The sequence below is a fragment of the Streptomyces sp. NPDC021224 genome (assembly GCF_044332905.1).
Lineage (GTDB): Bacteria > Actinomycetota > Actinomycetes > Streptomycetales > Streptomycetaceae > Actinacidiphila.
Genome location: NZ_JBIRPW010000005.1, coordinates 501,446 through 516,300, shown reverse-complemented (window position 1 = coordinate 516,300; position 14,855 = coordinate 501,446). Strand labels below are relative to the sequence as shown.

Annotated in this window: 12 protein-coding genes; 4 read left to right on the top strand and 8 right to left on the bottom strand. The window is 72.6% G+C overall.

Annotated elements, in window-relative coordinates; genetic code table 11:
• Nucleotides 1–10: 10 nt before the first annotated feature.
• From ACH4PY_RS16385 to ACH4PY_RS16375, 3 genes are all read right to left on the bottom strand, one after another.
• Nucleotides 11–583 carry a cellulose binding domain-containing protein gene (locus ACH4PY_RS16385; RefSeq protein ID WP_398181985.1) on the bottom strand — a complete coding sequence of 191 codons (573 nt, stop codon included), beginning with the start codon at nt 581–583 and terminating at the stop codon, nt 11–13.
• Between the two features lie 227 nt (nt 584–810).
• Nucleotides 811–1,899, bottom strand: coding sequence for a LacI family DNA-binding transcriptional regulator (locus ACH4PY_RS16380; protein WP_398181982.1), 1,089 nt, complete (start codon nt 1,897–1,899; stop codon nt 811–813).
• A 150-nt stretch (nt 1,900–2,049) separates the two neighbouring features.
• Complete coding sequence (locus ACH4PY_RS16375; RefSeq protein WP_398181979.1) at nt 2,050–2,892, bottom strand: nitroreductase/quinone reductase family protein; 843 nt, start codon at nt 2,890–2,892, stop codon at nt 2,050–2,052.
• Between the two features lie 207 nt (nt 2,893–3,099).
• Here ACH4PY_RS16375 and ACH4PY_RS16370 point away from each other — a divergent pair, with 207 nt between their 5' ends.
• Entirely contained in the window at nt 3,100–3,504 is a 405-nt protein-coding gene (locus tag ACH4PY_RS16370) for a MarR family winged helix-turn-helix transcriptional regulator (RefSeq protein ID WP_398182165.1), read from the top strand.
• 223 nt (nt 3,505–3,727) lie between these two features.
• Here the strand turns inward: ACH4PY_RS16370 and ppdK are convergent, their stop codons facing one another.
• Both ppdK and dusB read right to left on the bottom strand, forming a co-directional pair.
• On the bottom strand, nt 3,728–6,439 hold the full coding sequence (ppdK, locus tag ACH4PY_RS16365) for a pyruvate, phosphate dikinase (protein WP_398181975.1): 2,712 nt from the start codon (nt 6,437–6,439) through the stop codon (nt 3,728–3,730).
• 443 nt (nt 6,440–6,882) lie between these two features.
• Nucleotides 6,883–8,046, bottom strand: a complete 1,164-nt coding sequence (gene dusB, locus ACH4PY_RS16360) for a tRNA dihydrouridine synthase DusB (RefSeq protein WP_398181972.1) — start codon at nt 8,044–8,046, stop codon at nt 6,883–6,885.
• A 169-nt stretch (nt 8,047–8,215) separates the two neighbouring features.
• Here dusB and ACH4PY_RS16355 point away from each other — a divergent pair, with 169 nt between their 5' ends.
• The gene (locus ACH4PY_RS16355) at nt 8,216–9,607 is read left to right on the top strand and encodes an MFS transporter (RefSeq protein ID WP_398182162.1); all 1,392 of its coding nucleotides are present in this window, start codon (nt 8,216–8,218) and stop codon (nt 9,605–9,607) included.
• The gene (locus tag ACH4PY_RS16350; RefSeq protein ID WP_398181969.1) at nt 9,604–10,128 is read left to right on the top strand and encodes a MarR family winged helix-turn-helix transcriptional regulator; all 525 of its coding nucleotides are present in this window, start codon (nt 9,604–9,606) and stop codon (nt 10,126–10,128) included. The genes ACH4PY_RS16355 and ACH4PY_RS16350 overlap by 4 nt, the downstream gene beginning before the upstream one ends.
• Nucleotides 10,129–10,158: 30 nt before the next feature.
• Here the strand turns inward: ACH4PY_RS16350 and ACH4PY_RS16345 are convergent, their stop codons facing one another.
• Both ACH4PY_RS16345 and ACH4PY_RS16340 read right to left on the bottom strand, forming a co-directional pair.
• The gene (locus tag ACH4PY_RS16345) at nt 10,159–10,761 is read right to left on the bottom strand and encodes a TetR/AcrR family transcriptional regulator (RefSeq protein WP_398181967.1); all 603 of its coding nucleotides are present in this window, start codon (nt 10,759–10,761) and stop codon (nt 10,159–10,161) included.
• Between the two features lie 9 nt (nt 10,762–10,770).
• Nucleotides 10,771–11,697 (bottom strand): helix-turn-helix transcriptional regulator, encoded by a 927-nt coding sequence (locus ACH4PY_RS16340; protein WP_398181964.1) that lies wholly within the window; start codon nt 11,695–11,697, stop codon nt 10,771–10,773.
• Nucleotides 11,698–11,807: 110 nt separating this feature from the next.
• Here ACH4PY_RS16340 and ACH4PY_RS16335 point away from each other — a divergent pair, with 110 nt between their 5' ends.
• Nucleotides 11,808–13,280: an MFS transporter gene (locus ACH4PY_RS16335; protein ID WP_398182160.1), complete on the top strand. Its 1,473-nt coding sequence runs from the start codon at nt 11,808–11,810 to the stop codon at nt 13,278–13,280.
• 118 nt (nt 13,281–13,398) lie between these two features.
• Here ACH4PY_RS16335 and ACH4PY_RS16330 read toward each other — a convergent pair whose 3' ends face one another.
• Nucleotides 13,399–14,781, bottom strand: coding sequence for a glycine--tRNA ligase (locus tag ACH4PY_RS16330; RefSeq protein ID WP_398181962.1), 1,383 nt, complete (start codon nt 14,779–14,781; stop codon nt 13,399–13,401).
• Nucleotides 14,782–14,855 lie beyond the last annotated feature (74 nt).

The window sequence follows — 14,855 nt, the reverse complement described above, 5'->3', positions numbered from 1 at the left end:
CGGTGGCGCGTCAACGGGACGTGCAGGCCAGGCCGTTGAAGACGAAGCCGGTCGGCGCCGGGTTCGCGCCGGACCAGGTGGCGGTGAACCCGAAGGTCACGGTGCCGCCGCCGCGCGGGATCACCGCGTTGCCGTCGAGGTTGCGGGCCGCGTAGGTGGCGCCGGACTTGGTGACGGTGGCGTTCCAGGCGTGCGTGACGCTCTGGGTGCCGGACGGCTGGTCCCACGTGACGAGCCAGCCGTTGGCCTGGCCGGTGGTGGTCAGGGTGACGGTGGCGGCAAAGCCGGTACGCCACTGCTGGGCCCGGTAGTGGACCGCGCAGGTGGACCCCGGCGGCGGAGGAGTCGGCGTCACGGGCCCGGTGGGGGTGGTCGGCGGGACCGTGCCGGGCGGGGTGGTCGGGACGGTCGGGGTGGTCGGCGGCGTCACAGGGGCCGACGTCGGCGCCGACGTCGGCGCGGAGACGGGCGGGACGTCGGCGTACGCGGCCGGCATCGCGACGGCCGCACACGCGGCGGCCGCCGCGAGCAGCGCCACGGCGGATCCGCCCGCGGCGGACCGCAGCACTCGCTTCGAAGGCATGGGGAATCGGTACCTCTCTCCAAGTGGGGGATTGGATCAGGCAGTCTGTGCGCGTGCTGGGGTACAGGGATACGGGGTGCGGAACGGGATGTTCCGAAATTTTCGGGCCGATCCCGATCCGCGCGGTGAGATTACGGTCGGCACCGGAGGGCGTCAACAGGTCCCGGGCCGCCCGGCGCGTCGCGGCCGTACACGCGTACGGCGGGTGAAGTCCCGCGCGGCCGCCGTCAGTTGGCCGCTCCGTCGGCCTGCCCGGGGACGGCCCCGGCCGGGGCCGCGGTGCTGCTGCGCTCGACCAGCCGGGTCGCCAGGTCCACTCGCAGGGTGCTGGGCTCGCGGCCGCGGCTGAGGTCGAGGACGAGCCGGGCGGCGGCCTCGGCCATCTCCGTGAGCGGCTGCCGCACGGTGGTCAGCGGCGGGCTGATCCAGGTGGCCAGCGGCAGGTCGTCGAAGCCGACCACGCTCAGGTCGCGCGGGATCGACAGGCCCAGTTCGCGCGCGGCCTCGTACAGGCCGACCGCCTGGAGGTCGTTGCCGGTGAAGACGGCGGTGGGGCGGTCGGGGCGGCGCAGCAGCTCCAGGCCCGCCTCGTAACCGGCCTCCTGGTGGAAGTTGCCCGGGACGACCAGGCCGGGGTCGAAGCGGACGCCCGCGGTCTCCAGCGCGGCCCGGTAGCCGTCGATGCGGGCGCGGCTGCACATCATGCCGGCGGGTCCGCCGAGCACGCCGATCCGGGTGTGGCCGAGGTCGAGCAGGTGGCGGGTCGCGGCGAGGCCGCCCTGCCAGTTGGTCGCGCCGATCGCGGGCACGTCCTCGCCGGGGTCACCGGCCGGGTCGAGGACCACGAACGGTATGTCGCGGCTGATGAGCTGCGAGCGCTGGGCCGGGTCGAGCCCGGAGAGCACCAGGATGACGCCGGTGGGGCGGCGCGCGAGCACGCCGTCCACCCATGTCTGGCCGGGGCTGAGGCGGCCCGCCGACTCCGAGAGCACCACGCTCAGGCTCTCCTGGCCCGCGACGCGTTCCACTCCCCGGATGACCTCCATCGCCCAGGAGCTGTCCAGCTCGTGGAAGACCAGGTCGAGCAGCGGGGCGGGCTGCATGCTGCCGCGGCGGCGCTGGTAGCCGTGCTGCCGCAGCAGGTCCTCGACCCGGCTGCGGGTCGCGGGGGCGACGTCACCTCGGCCGTTGAGGACCTTCGAAACAGTCGGAGCCGAGACCCCGGCGGCGCGGGCGATCTCGGCGAGCGTCGCCGTGCCCTCGCCGGTGGCTCCCGACTGGTCATCGCGCGAGGGCTGGGGAATCGTGGCACTCATGGGAGGGATCGTAGCCCGGCGGGATGGGGCCCGTCCGCACCGTGTCACACCTGATTCCCACCGGGGGCACCAAAAGATTCGAATGGGCAGCCGAAAGCTTCGGAAATCCTGGGCGGGGCAGCCGGAAAGAGGTCCGTACCAGCGTCCCGTTCAGCCCTCGTCCCCGGACCCCTGCCCGGTGAGGACGGGGATGAGGTGCTCCTCCTCGTACGCGAAGTGCTCCTCCATACGCACCGCGAGGGCGTCCAGCCGCGCCGCCAGGTCCGCGCCCTCGCCCGCCGCGCTCCGCAGTCCGGCCAGCTCCTGGGCCACCTCCCGGTGCTCGGCGCGCAGCCGGGCCAGGACGGGGGCGAGGTGCGGGTAGCCCTCGTCGAAGGCGGGGAGGACGGCGTCCTCGGCGGCGTGGTGCATGCCGAGCGCCTCGCAGAAGGCCAGGCAGTGCGCGGCCAGGTCCGCCCCGGCGTCCGCGTCCCGCCCGTCGCGCAGCCGCGCCAGCTGCTCCCGCATCTGCGCGTGGACGGTCAGCAGCTGGGTGGCGATGGCCCGGTCGCGCGCCGGGTCGGGTGTGGTGAGGTCCAGGGGGTGCAGCGCCACCACGGGGATGACCCGCGCGGTCCCCCGCTGGTAGTCGCCGTACGCCGGGACGCGGGCCGCCTGCCGCGCGTAGGCGGCGTCCCGTTCGGCCCCCTGAAGCACCTCGGCCCGCACCGCGAGGGTGCGCACTCCCCCGCGCCCGTCCGCCGTCTCGACCTCGGCGCGCGGATGGACGAGCAGGTTGCGGTACCAGTCCGGGTGCCGGTCGCCGCCGGCGTTGGAGCCGAAGACCAGCAGCCGCCCGTCCTCCCGGGCGACGCCGAGCGGCGAGGTGCGCCGTTCGCCGCTGCGCGCCCCCGTCGTGGTGAGCAGGACGAGGTCCGCACCCTCGAACATGCCGCCGACGCGCCCTCCGCCGGCGCGGAACTCGGCGATGATCGACGCGTTCCAATCGGCCATGACAGACCCCTCCGATAAGCTCGACCGTCCAGTACAACTTTGCTTTGCAAGCAAAGAAACTTTGAGCGCAAAGCTAAAAGGCAGGAGAGACGTATGTCAACCGCGGACGGCGCCCAGCCCCCCGATACGACCCCCGACGGCGCCGGGCGGACCGCCGGTGACGTCGGCATCAGCGTCGAGGACGGCATCCGCAGTCTGCTGCTGCTCATGCCGCGGATGGTGGGCCGGGCCAAGCGGATCAAGGTCCCGGCGGAGCTGAGCGGCTTCTCCCTCGCCCCCCGCCACCTCTCCCTCTTCTCCTACCTGCTCTTCGACGGCCCCCTGACCGTCAACGAACTGGCCTCCCGGCTCGAAGTCGCCCCCGCCACGGTGAGCCTGATGGTCAGCGACCTCGGCCGCCAGGGCATCCTCGACCGCACCCCCGACCCCGCCGACCGCCGCCGCACCATCGTCACGATCGCCCCCGCCCACCGCCCCGCGATCGACACCTGGCTCGCCCGCGGCGCCACCGCCTGGCGCACCGCCCTCACCCCCCTGACCCCACCGGAACGCACCCTCTTCATCCGCACCCTCACCGCCTACGAGGACGCCCTGTCGGACGAGCCGTCGTAGGCCGCGTGTCCGCCCTCGCCCCGCACCGGCGTGGGCACGTGCGTATGGGCGGTCTGCTCCGCCCGCTGAGCCCCATGAGCCCCCGGCAAGGGAAAAGCCGGGGACGGCACGTCCGCACGATGTGCCGTCCCCGGCGGGGTGGGCCGGGTGGTGGGGCACCGGTCGGTGAGGGTTGGCCCCCAGGGCGTGGGGCCGCCGGCGGTGGGCCCACGGGCCGGCCCGGTCAGGGGGTCAGGGTGGTGGCGCGGGCGGCCTCCAGTCGGGCGACGGGGATGCGGAAGGGGGAGCAGGAGACGTAGTCCAGGCCGACCTGGTGGAAGAAGTGGACGGACTCCGGGTCGCCGCCGTGTTCGCCGCAGATGCCGAGTTTGAGTCCGGGGCGGGTGGCCCGGCCCGCTTCGGCGGCGCTGCGGACGAGGGAGCCGACGCCGTCGCGGTCGATCGTCTCGAACGGGGAGACGCCGAAGATGCCCTTCTCCAGGTAGGCGGTGAAGAAGGACGCCTCGACGTCGTCGCGGGAGAAGCCCCACACGGTCTGGGTGAGGTCGTTGGTGCCGAAGGAGAAGAACTCCGCGGCCTCCGCGATCTGTCCCGCGGTCAGGGCGGCGCGCGGCAGCTCGATCATCGTGCCGATGGCGAGTTTGAGCCGCGTGCCGGTGGCCGCCTCGACCTCGGCGATGACGTGGTCGGCCTCCTCGCGGACGATCTCCAGCTCCTGCACCGTGCCGACCAGCGGGATCATGACCTCGGCGCGCGGGTCGCCCTTGGCGGCCTTGCGGTGCGCGACGGCCTCCGCGATGGCCCGCACCTGCATCGCGAACAGGCCCGGGATGACGAGCCCGAGGCGTACCCCGCGCAGGCCCAGCATCGGGTTCTGCTCGTGCAGTTTGTGGACGGCCTGGAGCAGCCGCAGGTCGTTCTCGTTGGCGTCCTTGCGGGATTCGGCGAGGGCGACGCGTACCGACAACTCCGTGATGTCGGGCAGGAACTCGTGCAGCGGCGGGTCCAGCAGCCGTACGGTGACGGGCAGTCCGTCCATCGCCTCGAACAGCTCGATGAAGTCGGCCTTCTGGAGCGGCAGCAGGGAGGCCAGTGCCTCGTCGCGTTCGGCGTCGGTGTCGGCGAGCACCAACCGCTCGACCATTTCCCGGCGTTCACCGAGGAACATGTGCTCGGTGCGGCACAGCCCGATGCCCTGCGCCCCGAACCGCCGGGCCCGCGAGGCGTCCTCGGCGTTGTCGGCGTTGGCCCGCACCTGGAGCTTACGGATCCGGTCGGCGTACGCCATGATCCGGTGCACCGCCTGCACCAGCCCGTCGGCCTCGTCGGCCCCGGCGTGCATGCGGCCCTCGAAGTACTCGACGACCGGCGAGGGCACGACGGGCACCTCGCCGAGGTAGACCTTGCCGGACGAGCCGTCGATCGAGATGAGGTCGCCCTCCTCTATCACCACACCGCCCGGCGCGGTCAGCCGCCGCCGCTTGGTGTCGACCTCCAGCTCCTCCGCGCCGCACACGCACGTCTTGCCCATGCCGCGCGCGACCACGGCCGCGTGCGAGGTCTTGCCGCCGCGGGAGGTGAGGATACCCTCGGCGGCGATCATGCCGTTGAGGTCGTCCGGGTTGGTCTCCCGGCGGATGAGGATGACCTGCTCACCCGAGCGGGACCACTTCACCGCGGTGTAGGAGTCGAAGACGGCCTTGCCGACCGCCGCGCCGGGCGAGGCCGCGATGCCCCAGCCGATCCGCCGCACGTCGCCGCTGTCGGCGACCTCGCCGTCGAACTGCGGGAACATCAGCTGCGCCAGCTGCCCCCCGGTGACCCGGCGCAGCGCCTCCGCCTCGTCGATGACGCCCTGGTCGACGAGCTGTGTCGCGATCCGGAAGGCGGCCGCGGCCGTCCGCTTGCCGACCCGGGTCTGGAGCATCCACAGCTGCCCGCGCTCGATGGTGAACTCGATGTCGCACAGGTCCTTGTAGTGCTCCTCCAGCGTCTGCATGATCGCCATGAGCCGGTCGTACGACGTCTTGTCGATCGTCTCCAGCTGGGCGAGCGGCACGGTGTTGCGGATGCCGGCGACGACGTCCTCGCCCTGCGCGTTCTGCAGGTAGTCGCCGTACGTGCCCTGCGCGCCGCTGGCCGGGTCGCGGGTGAAGGCCACGCCGGTGCCGGAGTCCGGGCCGAGGTTGCCGAACACCATGGAGCAGACGGTCACGGCGGTGCCCAGGTCGCCGGGGATGCGCTCCTGGCGGCGGTAGAGCTTGGCCCGTTCGCCGTTCCAGGACGCGAACACCGCGCGGACGGCGAGGTCCATCTGCTCGCGCGGGTCCTGCGGGAAGTCCCGGCCGGTCTCCTGCTTCACGATGTGCTGGAAGTCGGCGACGAGCTGCCGCAGGTCGGCGGCGTCCAGGTCGAGGTCGCTGGCCGCGCCCTTCGCGCGCTTGGCCGCGTCGAGCGCCTCCTCGAACAGCTCGCCGTCCACGTCCATGACGGTCTTGCCGAACATCTGCACCAGGCGGCGGTAGGAGTCCCACGCGAAGCGCTCGTTGTCCGCCTGGGCGGCCAGACCCGCGACGGACGCGTCCGACAGCCCGATGTTGAGGACGGTGTCCATCATCCCGGGCATCGAGAACTTGGCCCCGGAGCGGACCGACACCAGCAGCGGGTCGTCGGCCTGGCCGAGCTTCTTGCCCATCCGCTGCTCCAGCGCGTCGAGGTGCGCACTCACCTCGACGCGCAGCGCGGACGGCTCCGCGCCGGACTCCAGATAGACCCGGCACGCCTCGGTGGTGATCGTGAACCCGGGAGGGACCGGGAGCCCGAGGTTGGTCATCTCGGCGAGGTTCGCACCTTTCCCGCCGAGCAGGTCCTTGAGGTCCTTGTTGCCCTCGGTGAAGTCGTAGACGAATTTCTGCTGCTTCTGCCGTGCCGACACTGGGCCTCGACTCCTCGCAACGGGTTGCCCTGACGGCGGGGAGCGTACCCATCTCGAAGGCTCCGCAGTGCGTCCATCCGTACGACACACGGGTGTAAACCCCCGTCTGCGTTCACATCGAAAGTCCTCGCCGCTTCGACGGGGCTTCACCCCGCGTTCACAACCCAAAGCCACCGCTCCGCTGCGCGAGCCACTCGCGGGCCGCGGTGGCTGAGGGTGACGGTTGGCGTGACCCTCTGCACGATTGCCGGGGGGCCGACGGGCTCACCATTCGAGAGGTGATGCGCTCACCTGGGCGCTCGTTTGAGCACGATCACTCGCCTTGTGAGCGGAATCACCCTCGCGGGTCTCACTGTTCGGACCCGCGGAACACGCCGTGGGGCACGCGCACAGGTGCCCCCACGCGGCCCCAGAAACGCTCGCTCAGCGGCGCAGCCGTACGCTCAGCCGCCCGAGGTGGAGGATTCCGCGTCCTCGGAGAGGGCGTCGCACGTGAAGGGGTCGTCCAGCCACCCGTCGGGGAGGACCACGCGCTTGCCGGGGGCCGTACGGCCGCGGGGGCCGTCCGCGCCCGCGGGCCAGGGCTGGTCGAGGTCGAGGCCCGCGAACTGCTCGTCCATCTCCGCCAGCGAGGACGCGGAGGCGAGGGCGCGGCGGGCGTCGGAGCCCACCGCGAAGCCCTTGGTGTACCAGGGCACGTGCTTGCGGAAGTCGATGACACCGCGGGCCTCGTCGCCGAGCCACCGGCCGAGCAGTTCGGCGTGCCGCCGCATGACGGCGGCGACCTGGGCGAAGCCGAAGGCGGCGGGCGGCGCGTCCGGTGTCTCGAAGGCGGCGACGAGGTCGCCGAAGAGCCAGGGGCGGCCGAGGCAGCCGCGGCCGACGACGACGCCGTCGCAGCCGGTGGCCCGCATCATCCGCAGCGCGTCCTCCGCGCACCAGATGTCGCCGTTGCCGAGTACCGGGATCTCGGGCACGTGCTCCTTGAGGCGCGCGATGGCGTCCCAGTCGGCGGTGCCGCCGTAGTGCTGCGCGGCGGTGCGGCCGTGCAGGGCGACCGCGGTGACGCCCTCCTCGACGGCGATCCGCCCGGCGTCGAGGTAGGTGAGGTGGTCGTCGTCGATGCCCTTGCGCATCTTGATGGTGACGGGCAGCTCACCGGCGTTGCCGACGGCCTCGCGCAGGATGGCCCGCAGCAGCGGGCGCTTGTACGGGAGCGCGGAGCCGCCGCCCTTGCGGGTGACCTTGGGGACGGGGCAGCCGAAGTTGAGGTCGATGTGGTCGGCGAGGTCCTCGTCGACGATCATCCGCACGGCCTTGCCGACGGTCGCCGGGTCGACGCCGTAGAGCTGGATGGAGCGCGGTGTCTCCGTCGCGTCGAAGTGGATGAGCTGCATCGTCTTGTCATTGCGCTCGACCAGCGCGCGGGTGGTGATCATCTCGCTGACGAACAGGCCCTTGCCGCCGCTGGACTCCCGGCACAGCGTGCGGAAGGGCGCGTTGGTGATACCGGCCATGGGCGCGAGCACGACGGGCGGCCACACGGTGTGCGGGCCGATCCGCAGGGCACCGGGCGCGGCCGGGGCGAGGGTGGTGTCAGCGGTCATGGGGTCCATTGTCCCGTACCCGGCGGGCACACCCGCCCGGAATGGTTGTACAGTGATAACGATTACGTTCATACAATCATTGGACCCACCATCCATGCCGGACCCCACCGCACCCGAACACACCGCGTCCCGCACGGCCGCGTCCGAGACCGACACGGCCCGCCGCCGCATGCTCATCCTGGCGATCTGCTGCATGAGCCTGCTGATCGTCAGCCTCGACAACACGATCCTGAACGTCGCGCTGCCGTCGCTGCAGCGGGACTTCCACTCCTCCGTCTCCGGCCTGCAGTGGACGATCGACGCGTATCTGCTGGTCATCGCCTCCCTGCTGCTGCTGTCGGGATCGACGGCGGACCGCGTCGGACGGCGGCGGATCTTCCAGACCGGGCTCGCGGTCTTCACCGCCGGATCGTTGCTGTGCAGCCTCGCGCCCAGCCTCGGCTGGCTCATCGTCTTCCGGATGGTGCAGGCGGTGGGCGGCTCGATGCTCAACCCGGTGGCGATGTCGATCATCACCAACACCTTCCACGAGCCGCGCGAACGGGCCCGCGCGATCGGTGTGTGGGGCGGTGTCGTCGGCATCTCGATGGCGGCCGGGCCGATCGTGGGCGGCGCGCTCGTGCAGTCGGTCGGCTGGCGGGCGATCTTCTGGATCAACGTGCCGATCGGGCTCGCCGCGCTCGTGCTGACCGCCCGCTTCGTGCCCGAGTCGCGCGCGCCGCGCGCCCGCCGGATCGACCCGGTCGGGCAGCTGCTGGTGGTCGCGCTGCTGGGCACCCTGACGTACGGGATCATCGAGGGCTCCGGCGCGGGCTGGACGTCCCCGGAGATCCTGACCTGCTTCGTCGTCGCGGCCGCCGCGGCGGTGGCGCTCGCCCGGTACGAGTCCCGGCGCGACGACCCGCTCATCGACACCCGCTTCTTCCGCAGCGTGCCCTTCAGCGGGGCGACCGTCATCGCGGTGTGCGGCTTCGCCGCGCTCGGCGGCTTCCTCTTCCTCAACACGCTCTACCTGCAGAACACCCGCGGGCTGTCCGCGCTCGACGCGGGCCTGTACATGCTGCCGATGGCCGCGATGGCGCTGGTCTTCGCGCCGCTGTCGGGCCGCCTCGTCGGCTCGCGCGGGCCGCGCGTCCCGCTCGTGCTCGCGGGCCTCGCGATGACGGCGAGCGGCGTGCTCTTCGCGGGCTTCGACGCCCAGTCCACGAACGCGCTGCTCTTCCCCGCCTACGTGCTCTTCGGCATCGGCTTCGGCTTCGTCAACGCCCCGATCACCAACACGGCGGTGTCCGGTATGCCGCGGTCGCAGGCGGGCGTGGCGGCGGCGGTCGCCTCGACGAGCCGGCAGGTGGGGCAGTCGCTCGGCGTCGCGGTGCTGGGCGCGGCGCTGGCCGCCGGGCTGCACCAGGGGGCGTGGTGGATCATCACCGGTTGTGGTGCGGCGGTGCTCGTGCTCGGTACGCTCACGACCGGTCGCTGGGCCAGGCGCACGGCGGACCGTACGGCAGGGCTGCTCATCGCCCCCGAGACGGCGGACAACCGGATGGCGGTGAAGGCGTGACCAGCGCGACGACGGCACGGCACAAGGCGGATCCCCCGGCGGACCCGGTGCCGGAGCACACCCCGGGGCGGGCCCCGGGACAGGGCGCGCAGCAGACCGCGGCCGAACGGGCGTGGGGCAACCTGCGCTCGCTCGTGCTGGAGCACAACGAGCGCCGCAAGGAGGTCGCCGAGGCCCTCGGCATGAGCTTCTTCCGCGTCAAGGCGCTGCGCCGGATCGCCAAGCACGCCGAGCAGCCCTACCGGATGAGCGAGCTGGCCGCCGAACTGGCCTGCGACCGCCCCTACCTGACGCTCGTGGTGGACGACCTGGAGGAGCGCGGCCTCGTCCGGCGCACCCCGCACCCGGACGACCGCCGCGCCAAGATCGTGTCGGCCACCCCGGCGGGCCTCGCGACGGCCGCCCGCGCCAACGCGATCCTCGGCACCCCTCCCCCGGCGCTCCTCGCCCTCCCGCCGGAGGACCTCGCGGCCCTGGACCGGATCACCGCCGACCTGGCCGCCTTCCCGCAGCAGAGCTGACGCGGCGCCCGGCCGTCACTCCCCCGTCCGTCACTCCCGTACGGCGCGGATCGCCGCGTCCAGCAGCTCGCCGAGGTCGCCCGTGCCGCCGTCGCCCGACCAGCGGGTCACGGCGACGTCCAGGCAGCCGAGGACCGCGGTCGTGACGGCGGCGGCGCGCAGTTCGCGGTCGGCGGCCGGGCCCTCCGGGAGGCGGGACAGCACGCCGGGCTGCAGCAACTCGCGCCAGCAGGCGTGCTTCTGGAGGCGGGCCGCGCGCAGCGACGGGGTGCTCGCGAACATCCGGGCACGGGCCAGCGCGCCCTCCTTGTCGTGGGCCATGGTCGTGAGCAGCACGTCCATCGCGCCGCGCAGCGACTCCCACGGCCCCTCCCCCGCGGGCCGCTCGGCGAGCGCACCGGCGAGCACCGCGCCGGACTCCTGCATGCTGCCGACGACCATGTCCTCCTTGGTCGCGAAGTAGCGGAAGACGCTGCGCGCCGACATGCCGACCTGGGCGGCGATCTGCTCGACCGTCGTCTCCTCGAAGCCCTGGGCGAGGAAGAGCTCCATCGCCCGCTCGGCGATCTGGGCGCGTACCGTCGCGCGGGTCAGCTCACGCAGGCCGGAGGCGGTGGCGCGGGTGGGGGTCATGGGGCGATGTTAGACCGCGGCGGGGGCGCCGTCGGCGGTCACGAGGCGCAGAAGCCGGTCCAGTCGCTCGCGGGTCTGCGGGTCCGCCGGGGCGTAGACGGTCATCCGCGGGCCGTCCTGCGGGCCGAGCCACAGGTGGCTGAAGTCGAAGGCGAGCAGGCCCACCTCGGGGTTGAGGTAGCGCTTGACGTGGGTGCCCGGACGCAGCACGTCGTGCCGCTCCCAGGCCTGGCGGAATTCCGCCGAGTTCTGCTGGAGCCGCCGCAGCAGCTCCTTCCAGCCGGGCTCACCGATGTGCTGGGCCATCGACGTACGGAACTTGCCCGCCATCAGCCGGGTGTTCTCCTCCCGGTCCAGCATGCGCTCGCGCCACAGCGGGTGGGTGAAGGCCAGCCACATGATGTTGCGGTCCTCGGCGGGCAGCACGTCCAGGTCGGTCACCAGCCGCCCGTACGTGCGGTTGTACGCGAGGATGTCGAAGCGGCTGTTGAAGACCGCGGCGGGCAGCGGCTCCAGCTGGTCGAGCATCGCGCGCATCGCCGGGGACATCCCCGGGCCGTCCAGGTGCGGGTGCGGGTCGGCGACACCGGCCAGCGTGAACAGGTGGCTGCGCTCACCCGCGTCGAGCATCAGCGCGCGGGCGATGGCGTCCGCGACCTGGCCCGACATCCGGATGTCGCGGGCCTGCTCCAACCACGTGTACCAGGTGACCCCGACCGCGGCGAGCTGCGCGACCTCCTCGCGGCGCAGCCCCGGGGTGCGCCGCCGGCGCCCCGGCGGCAGGCCGACCTGCTCGGGCGCGATGCGTTCGCGGCGGCTGCGCAGGAAGTGCGCCAGCTCCCGCCGCCGGCTCCGCCCGGACTCCGCGTCCGGCGCGGTGCCGGAGACGGCGTCGGGTACGTGCGCGGTGGGCGTGGGCGCCGGGGTCGTGGTCATGGGTCCAGCGTGCCGGACGCGGAAGCCGGTTGCCAGGTGGTCGGTATACCTGGATAAACGCTCTCTGGTACCCCCCTGAGCGGAGGTCCAGTGTGAAGGACGTGACCGATATGAACAAGGCCCTCACGTCCCGGGCCGAGGTGCTGCCCCGCGTGACCCGCATCGCGGCACCCGCCCCCGTACCCGCCGCGCCGCCCGCGGCACCCGTGCTGAGCGCGCTCGGCCTGCTGACCGTGCTGCTCGGCGCCGCTCTCCCCATGGTCGACTTCTTCATCGTCAACGTGGCCCTCCCGACCATCGACCGCGATCTGGCCGCGGGACCCGCGGTGCTGGAGATGGTGGTGGCCGGGTACGGCGTCGCGTACGCCGTGCTGCTGGTGCTCGGCGGCAGGCTGGGCGACATGTTCGGCCGCCGCACCCTCTTCCTGTGGGGCCTCGGCCTCTTCGCCGCGACCTCGCTCGCCTGCGGCCTCGCCCCCACCGCGTGGACGCTGGTGGCCGCCCGTATCGCGCAGGGCGCGGCCTCCGCGCTGCTGCTGCCGCAGGCGCTCGCCACCATCCAGGCCGCCACGTCCGGCAGCACCCGCGGCCGCGCGCTCAGCTACTACGGCGCCACCGCGGGCATCGCGAGCGTCGTCGGGCAGGTGCTCGGCGGGGTGCTGGTCTCCGCGGACCTCGCCGGCACCGGCTGGCGCTCGATCTTCCTCGTCAACGTGCCCATCGCGGCGGTCGCGCTGGCGCTCGCCTGGAAGGCCGTGCCCGAGACGCGCGCGGCCGACCCCGCGCGGGTGGACCGGCCCGGCACCGTGCTGCTCGCCGTGACGCTCGTCGCCCTGCTGCTGCCGCTCACCGAGGGCCGCGCGGCGGGCTGGCCGCTGTGGTCATGGGTGCTGCTGGGCGTCTCACCCTTCGCGGGCGCGGCCTTCGTCGCCGTCGAACGCCGCGGGGAGCGGACCGGCGGCGACCCGCTGCTGCCGCCGTCGCTGCTGCGGATCCACAGCGTACGCAGCGGGCTGCTGCTCATCCTGCCGCTGTGCGTCGGCTTCGGCGGCTTCATGTTCGTGCTCGCCGTGGCCATGCAGGACGGGCTGCGCTTTGGGGCGCTCGCGGCGGGCGCCGCGCTCGCGCCGCTGTCCGCCGCGTTCTTCGCGGCCTCGCTGCTGGGCCCGCGGGTCGTCGCCCGCTTCGGCCGGCTCACCGTCACCGGCGGCTCCGTCCTCCAGGCCGCCGGCCTGCTCACCCTGACCGCGACCTTCTTCTGGGGCTGGCCGCACCTGGGCGTGTGGGCCCTCGCCCCGGGCATGGCGCTGACCGGCTTCGGGCAGGGCTTCCTGCTGCCGGTGGTCTTCCGCATCGTCCTGAGCGAGGTGCCCGCGGCGCGGGCGGGAGTGGGCGGCGGCGCGATGGCCACGACCCAGCAGGCCAGCCTCGCGCTGGGCGTCGCCACACTGGGCACGCTCTTCCTGACGCTGAGCACGTCGGTGGGCGTCCGCGACGCCCTGGTCTGGACCCTCCTGACCCAGCTCGCCGCGGTGGCCGCGCAGATCGCCCTGAGCTTCCGCCTGCCCCGTACGGTCGCCTGAGGGGGTGCCCCTTCCCGCCGCCGGGCGAGTGCGCGACCAGCCCACCACCGGGGGAAGGTCCCGGAAGCCACCGCGCCCGGCGGGGCGGAGGGAGTCCCCCACCCCGCCGGGAGGCGGCTCAGCAGCCGAGGAGGCGCACCGCGAGGTAGGACTCGACCTGGTCGAGGGACACCCGCTCCTGCGTCATCGTGTCGCGCTCGCGCACGGTCACCGCGTTGTCCTCAAGGGTGTCGAAGTCCACCGTGACGCAGAACGGCGTGCCGATCTCGTCCTGGCGGCGGTAGCGGCGGCCGATCGCGCCCGCGTCGTCGAACTCGATGTTCCAGTTCTTCCGCAGCGCCGCCGCCAGGCCCTTCGCCTTCGGGGACAGCTCGGCGTTGCGGGACAGCGGCAGCACCGCGACCTTGACCGGGGCGAGCCGCGGGTCCAGGCGCATGACGGTGCGCTTCTCCATGGCGCCCTTCGCGTTGGGCGCCTCGTCCTCGTTGTACGCGTCGAGCATGAAGGCCAGCATCGCGCGGTTCACGCCCGCCGCCGGCTCGATGACGTACGGGTACCAGCGCTCGTTGGCCTCCTGGTCGAAGTACAGGAGGTCCTGGCCGGAGCCCTTGGAGTGCGCGGCGAGGTCGAAGTCGGTGCGGTTGGCGACACCCTCCAGCTCGCTGAACTCCTGGCCGCCGAAGTTGAAGCGGTACTCGATGTCGGCGGTGCGCTTGGAGTAGTGGGAGAGCTTCTCCTTGGGGTGCTCCAGCCAGCGCATGTTGTCCTCACGCAGACCGAGGCCCGTGTACCAGTTCCAGCGCTCCTGCATCCAGTACTCGTGCCACTTCTCGTCCTCGCCGGGCTTGACGAAGAACTCCATCTCCATCTGCTCGAACTCGCGGGTGCGGAAGATGAAGTTGCCGGGCGTGATCTCGTTGCGGAAGGACTTGCCCATCTGCGCGATGCCGAACGGCGGCTTCTTGCGCGAGGCGATCTGCACCTGGGCGAAGTTGACGAAGATGCCCTGCGCGGTCTCGGGGCGCAGGTAGGCGAGCGAGCCGGCGTCCTGCGTCGGGCCGAGGTGCGTCTGGAGCATGCCGGAGAACTGCTTGGGCTCGGTGAAGGCGCCCTTGGTGCCGCAGTGCGGGCAGTTGATGTCGGCGAGGCCGTTCGCGGGGAGCTTGCCGTGCTTGGCCTCGTACGCCTCCTCCAGGTGGTCGGCGCGGAAGCGCTTGTGGCAGGAGGTGCACTCGGTGAGCGGGTCGGAGAAGGTGGCGACATGGCCGGAGGCGACCCACACCTCGGGGGCGAGGATCACCGAGGAGTCGATGCCCACCACGTCCTCGCGCGAGGTGACCATCGCCCGCCACCACTGGCGCTTGATGTTCTCCTTCAGCTCGACGCCCAGCGGCCCGTAGTCCCAGGCGGCCTTCGAGCCGCCGTAGATCTCGCTGCTCGGGAATACGAAGCCACGGCGCTTGCTCAGGCTGACGATGGTGTCGATCTTGTCGGCGGCCACGGTGCTCTCTTCAGTGCGACGAAGGGGTCAGTTGCCCCAGATTACCGGCGGGGACGGGGCGCTTATCAAATCCG

Bases quoted from the DNA above. Each gene is read 5' to 3' on its own strand.
- ACH4PY_RS16385 (WP_398181985.1), bottom strand. From the start codon at position 583: ATGCCTTCGAAGCGAGTGCTGCGGTCCGCCGCGGGCGGATCCGCCGTG.
- ACH4PY_RS16380 (WP_398181982.1), bottom strand. From the start codon at position 1,899: ATGAGTGCCACGATTCCCCAGCCCTCGCGCGATGACCAGTCGGGAGCC.
- ACH4PY_RS16375 (WP_398181979.1), bottom strand. From the start codon at position 2,892: ATGGCCGATTGGAACGCGTCGATCATCGCCGAGTTCCGCGCCGGCGGA.
- ACH4PY_RS16370 (WP_398182165.1), top strand. From the start codon at position 3,100: ATGCCGCGGATGGTGGGCCGGGCCAAGCGGATCAAGGTCCCGGCGGAG.
- dusB (WP_398181972.1), bottom strand. From the start codon at position 8,046: ATGACCGCTGACACCACCCTCGCCCCGGCCGCGCCCGGTGCCCTGCGG.
- ACH4PY_RS16355 (WP_398182162.1), top strand. From the start codon at position 8,216: ATGCTCATCCTGGCGATCTGCTGCATGAGCCTGCTGATCGTCAGCCTC.
- ACH4PY_RS16345 (WP_398181967.1), bottom strand. From the start codon at position 10,761: ATGACCCCCACCCGCGCCACCGCCTCCGGCCTGCGTGAGCTGACCCGC.
- ACH4PY_RS16340 (WP_398181964.1), bottom strand. From the start codon at position 11,697: ATGACCACGACCCCGGCGCCCACGCCCACCGCGCACGTACCCGACGCC.
- ACH4PY_RS16335 (WP_398182160.1), top strand. From the start codon at position 11,808: ATGAACAAGGCCCTCACGTCCCGGGCCGAGGTGCTGCCCCGCGTGACC.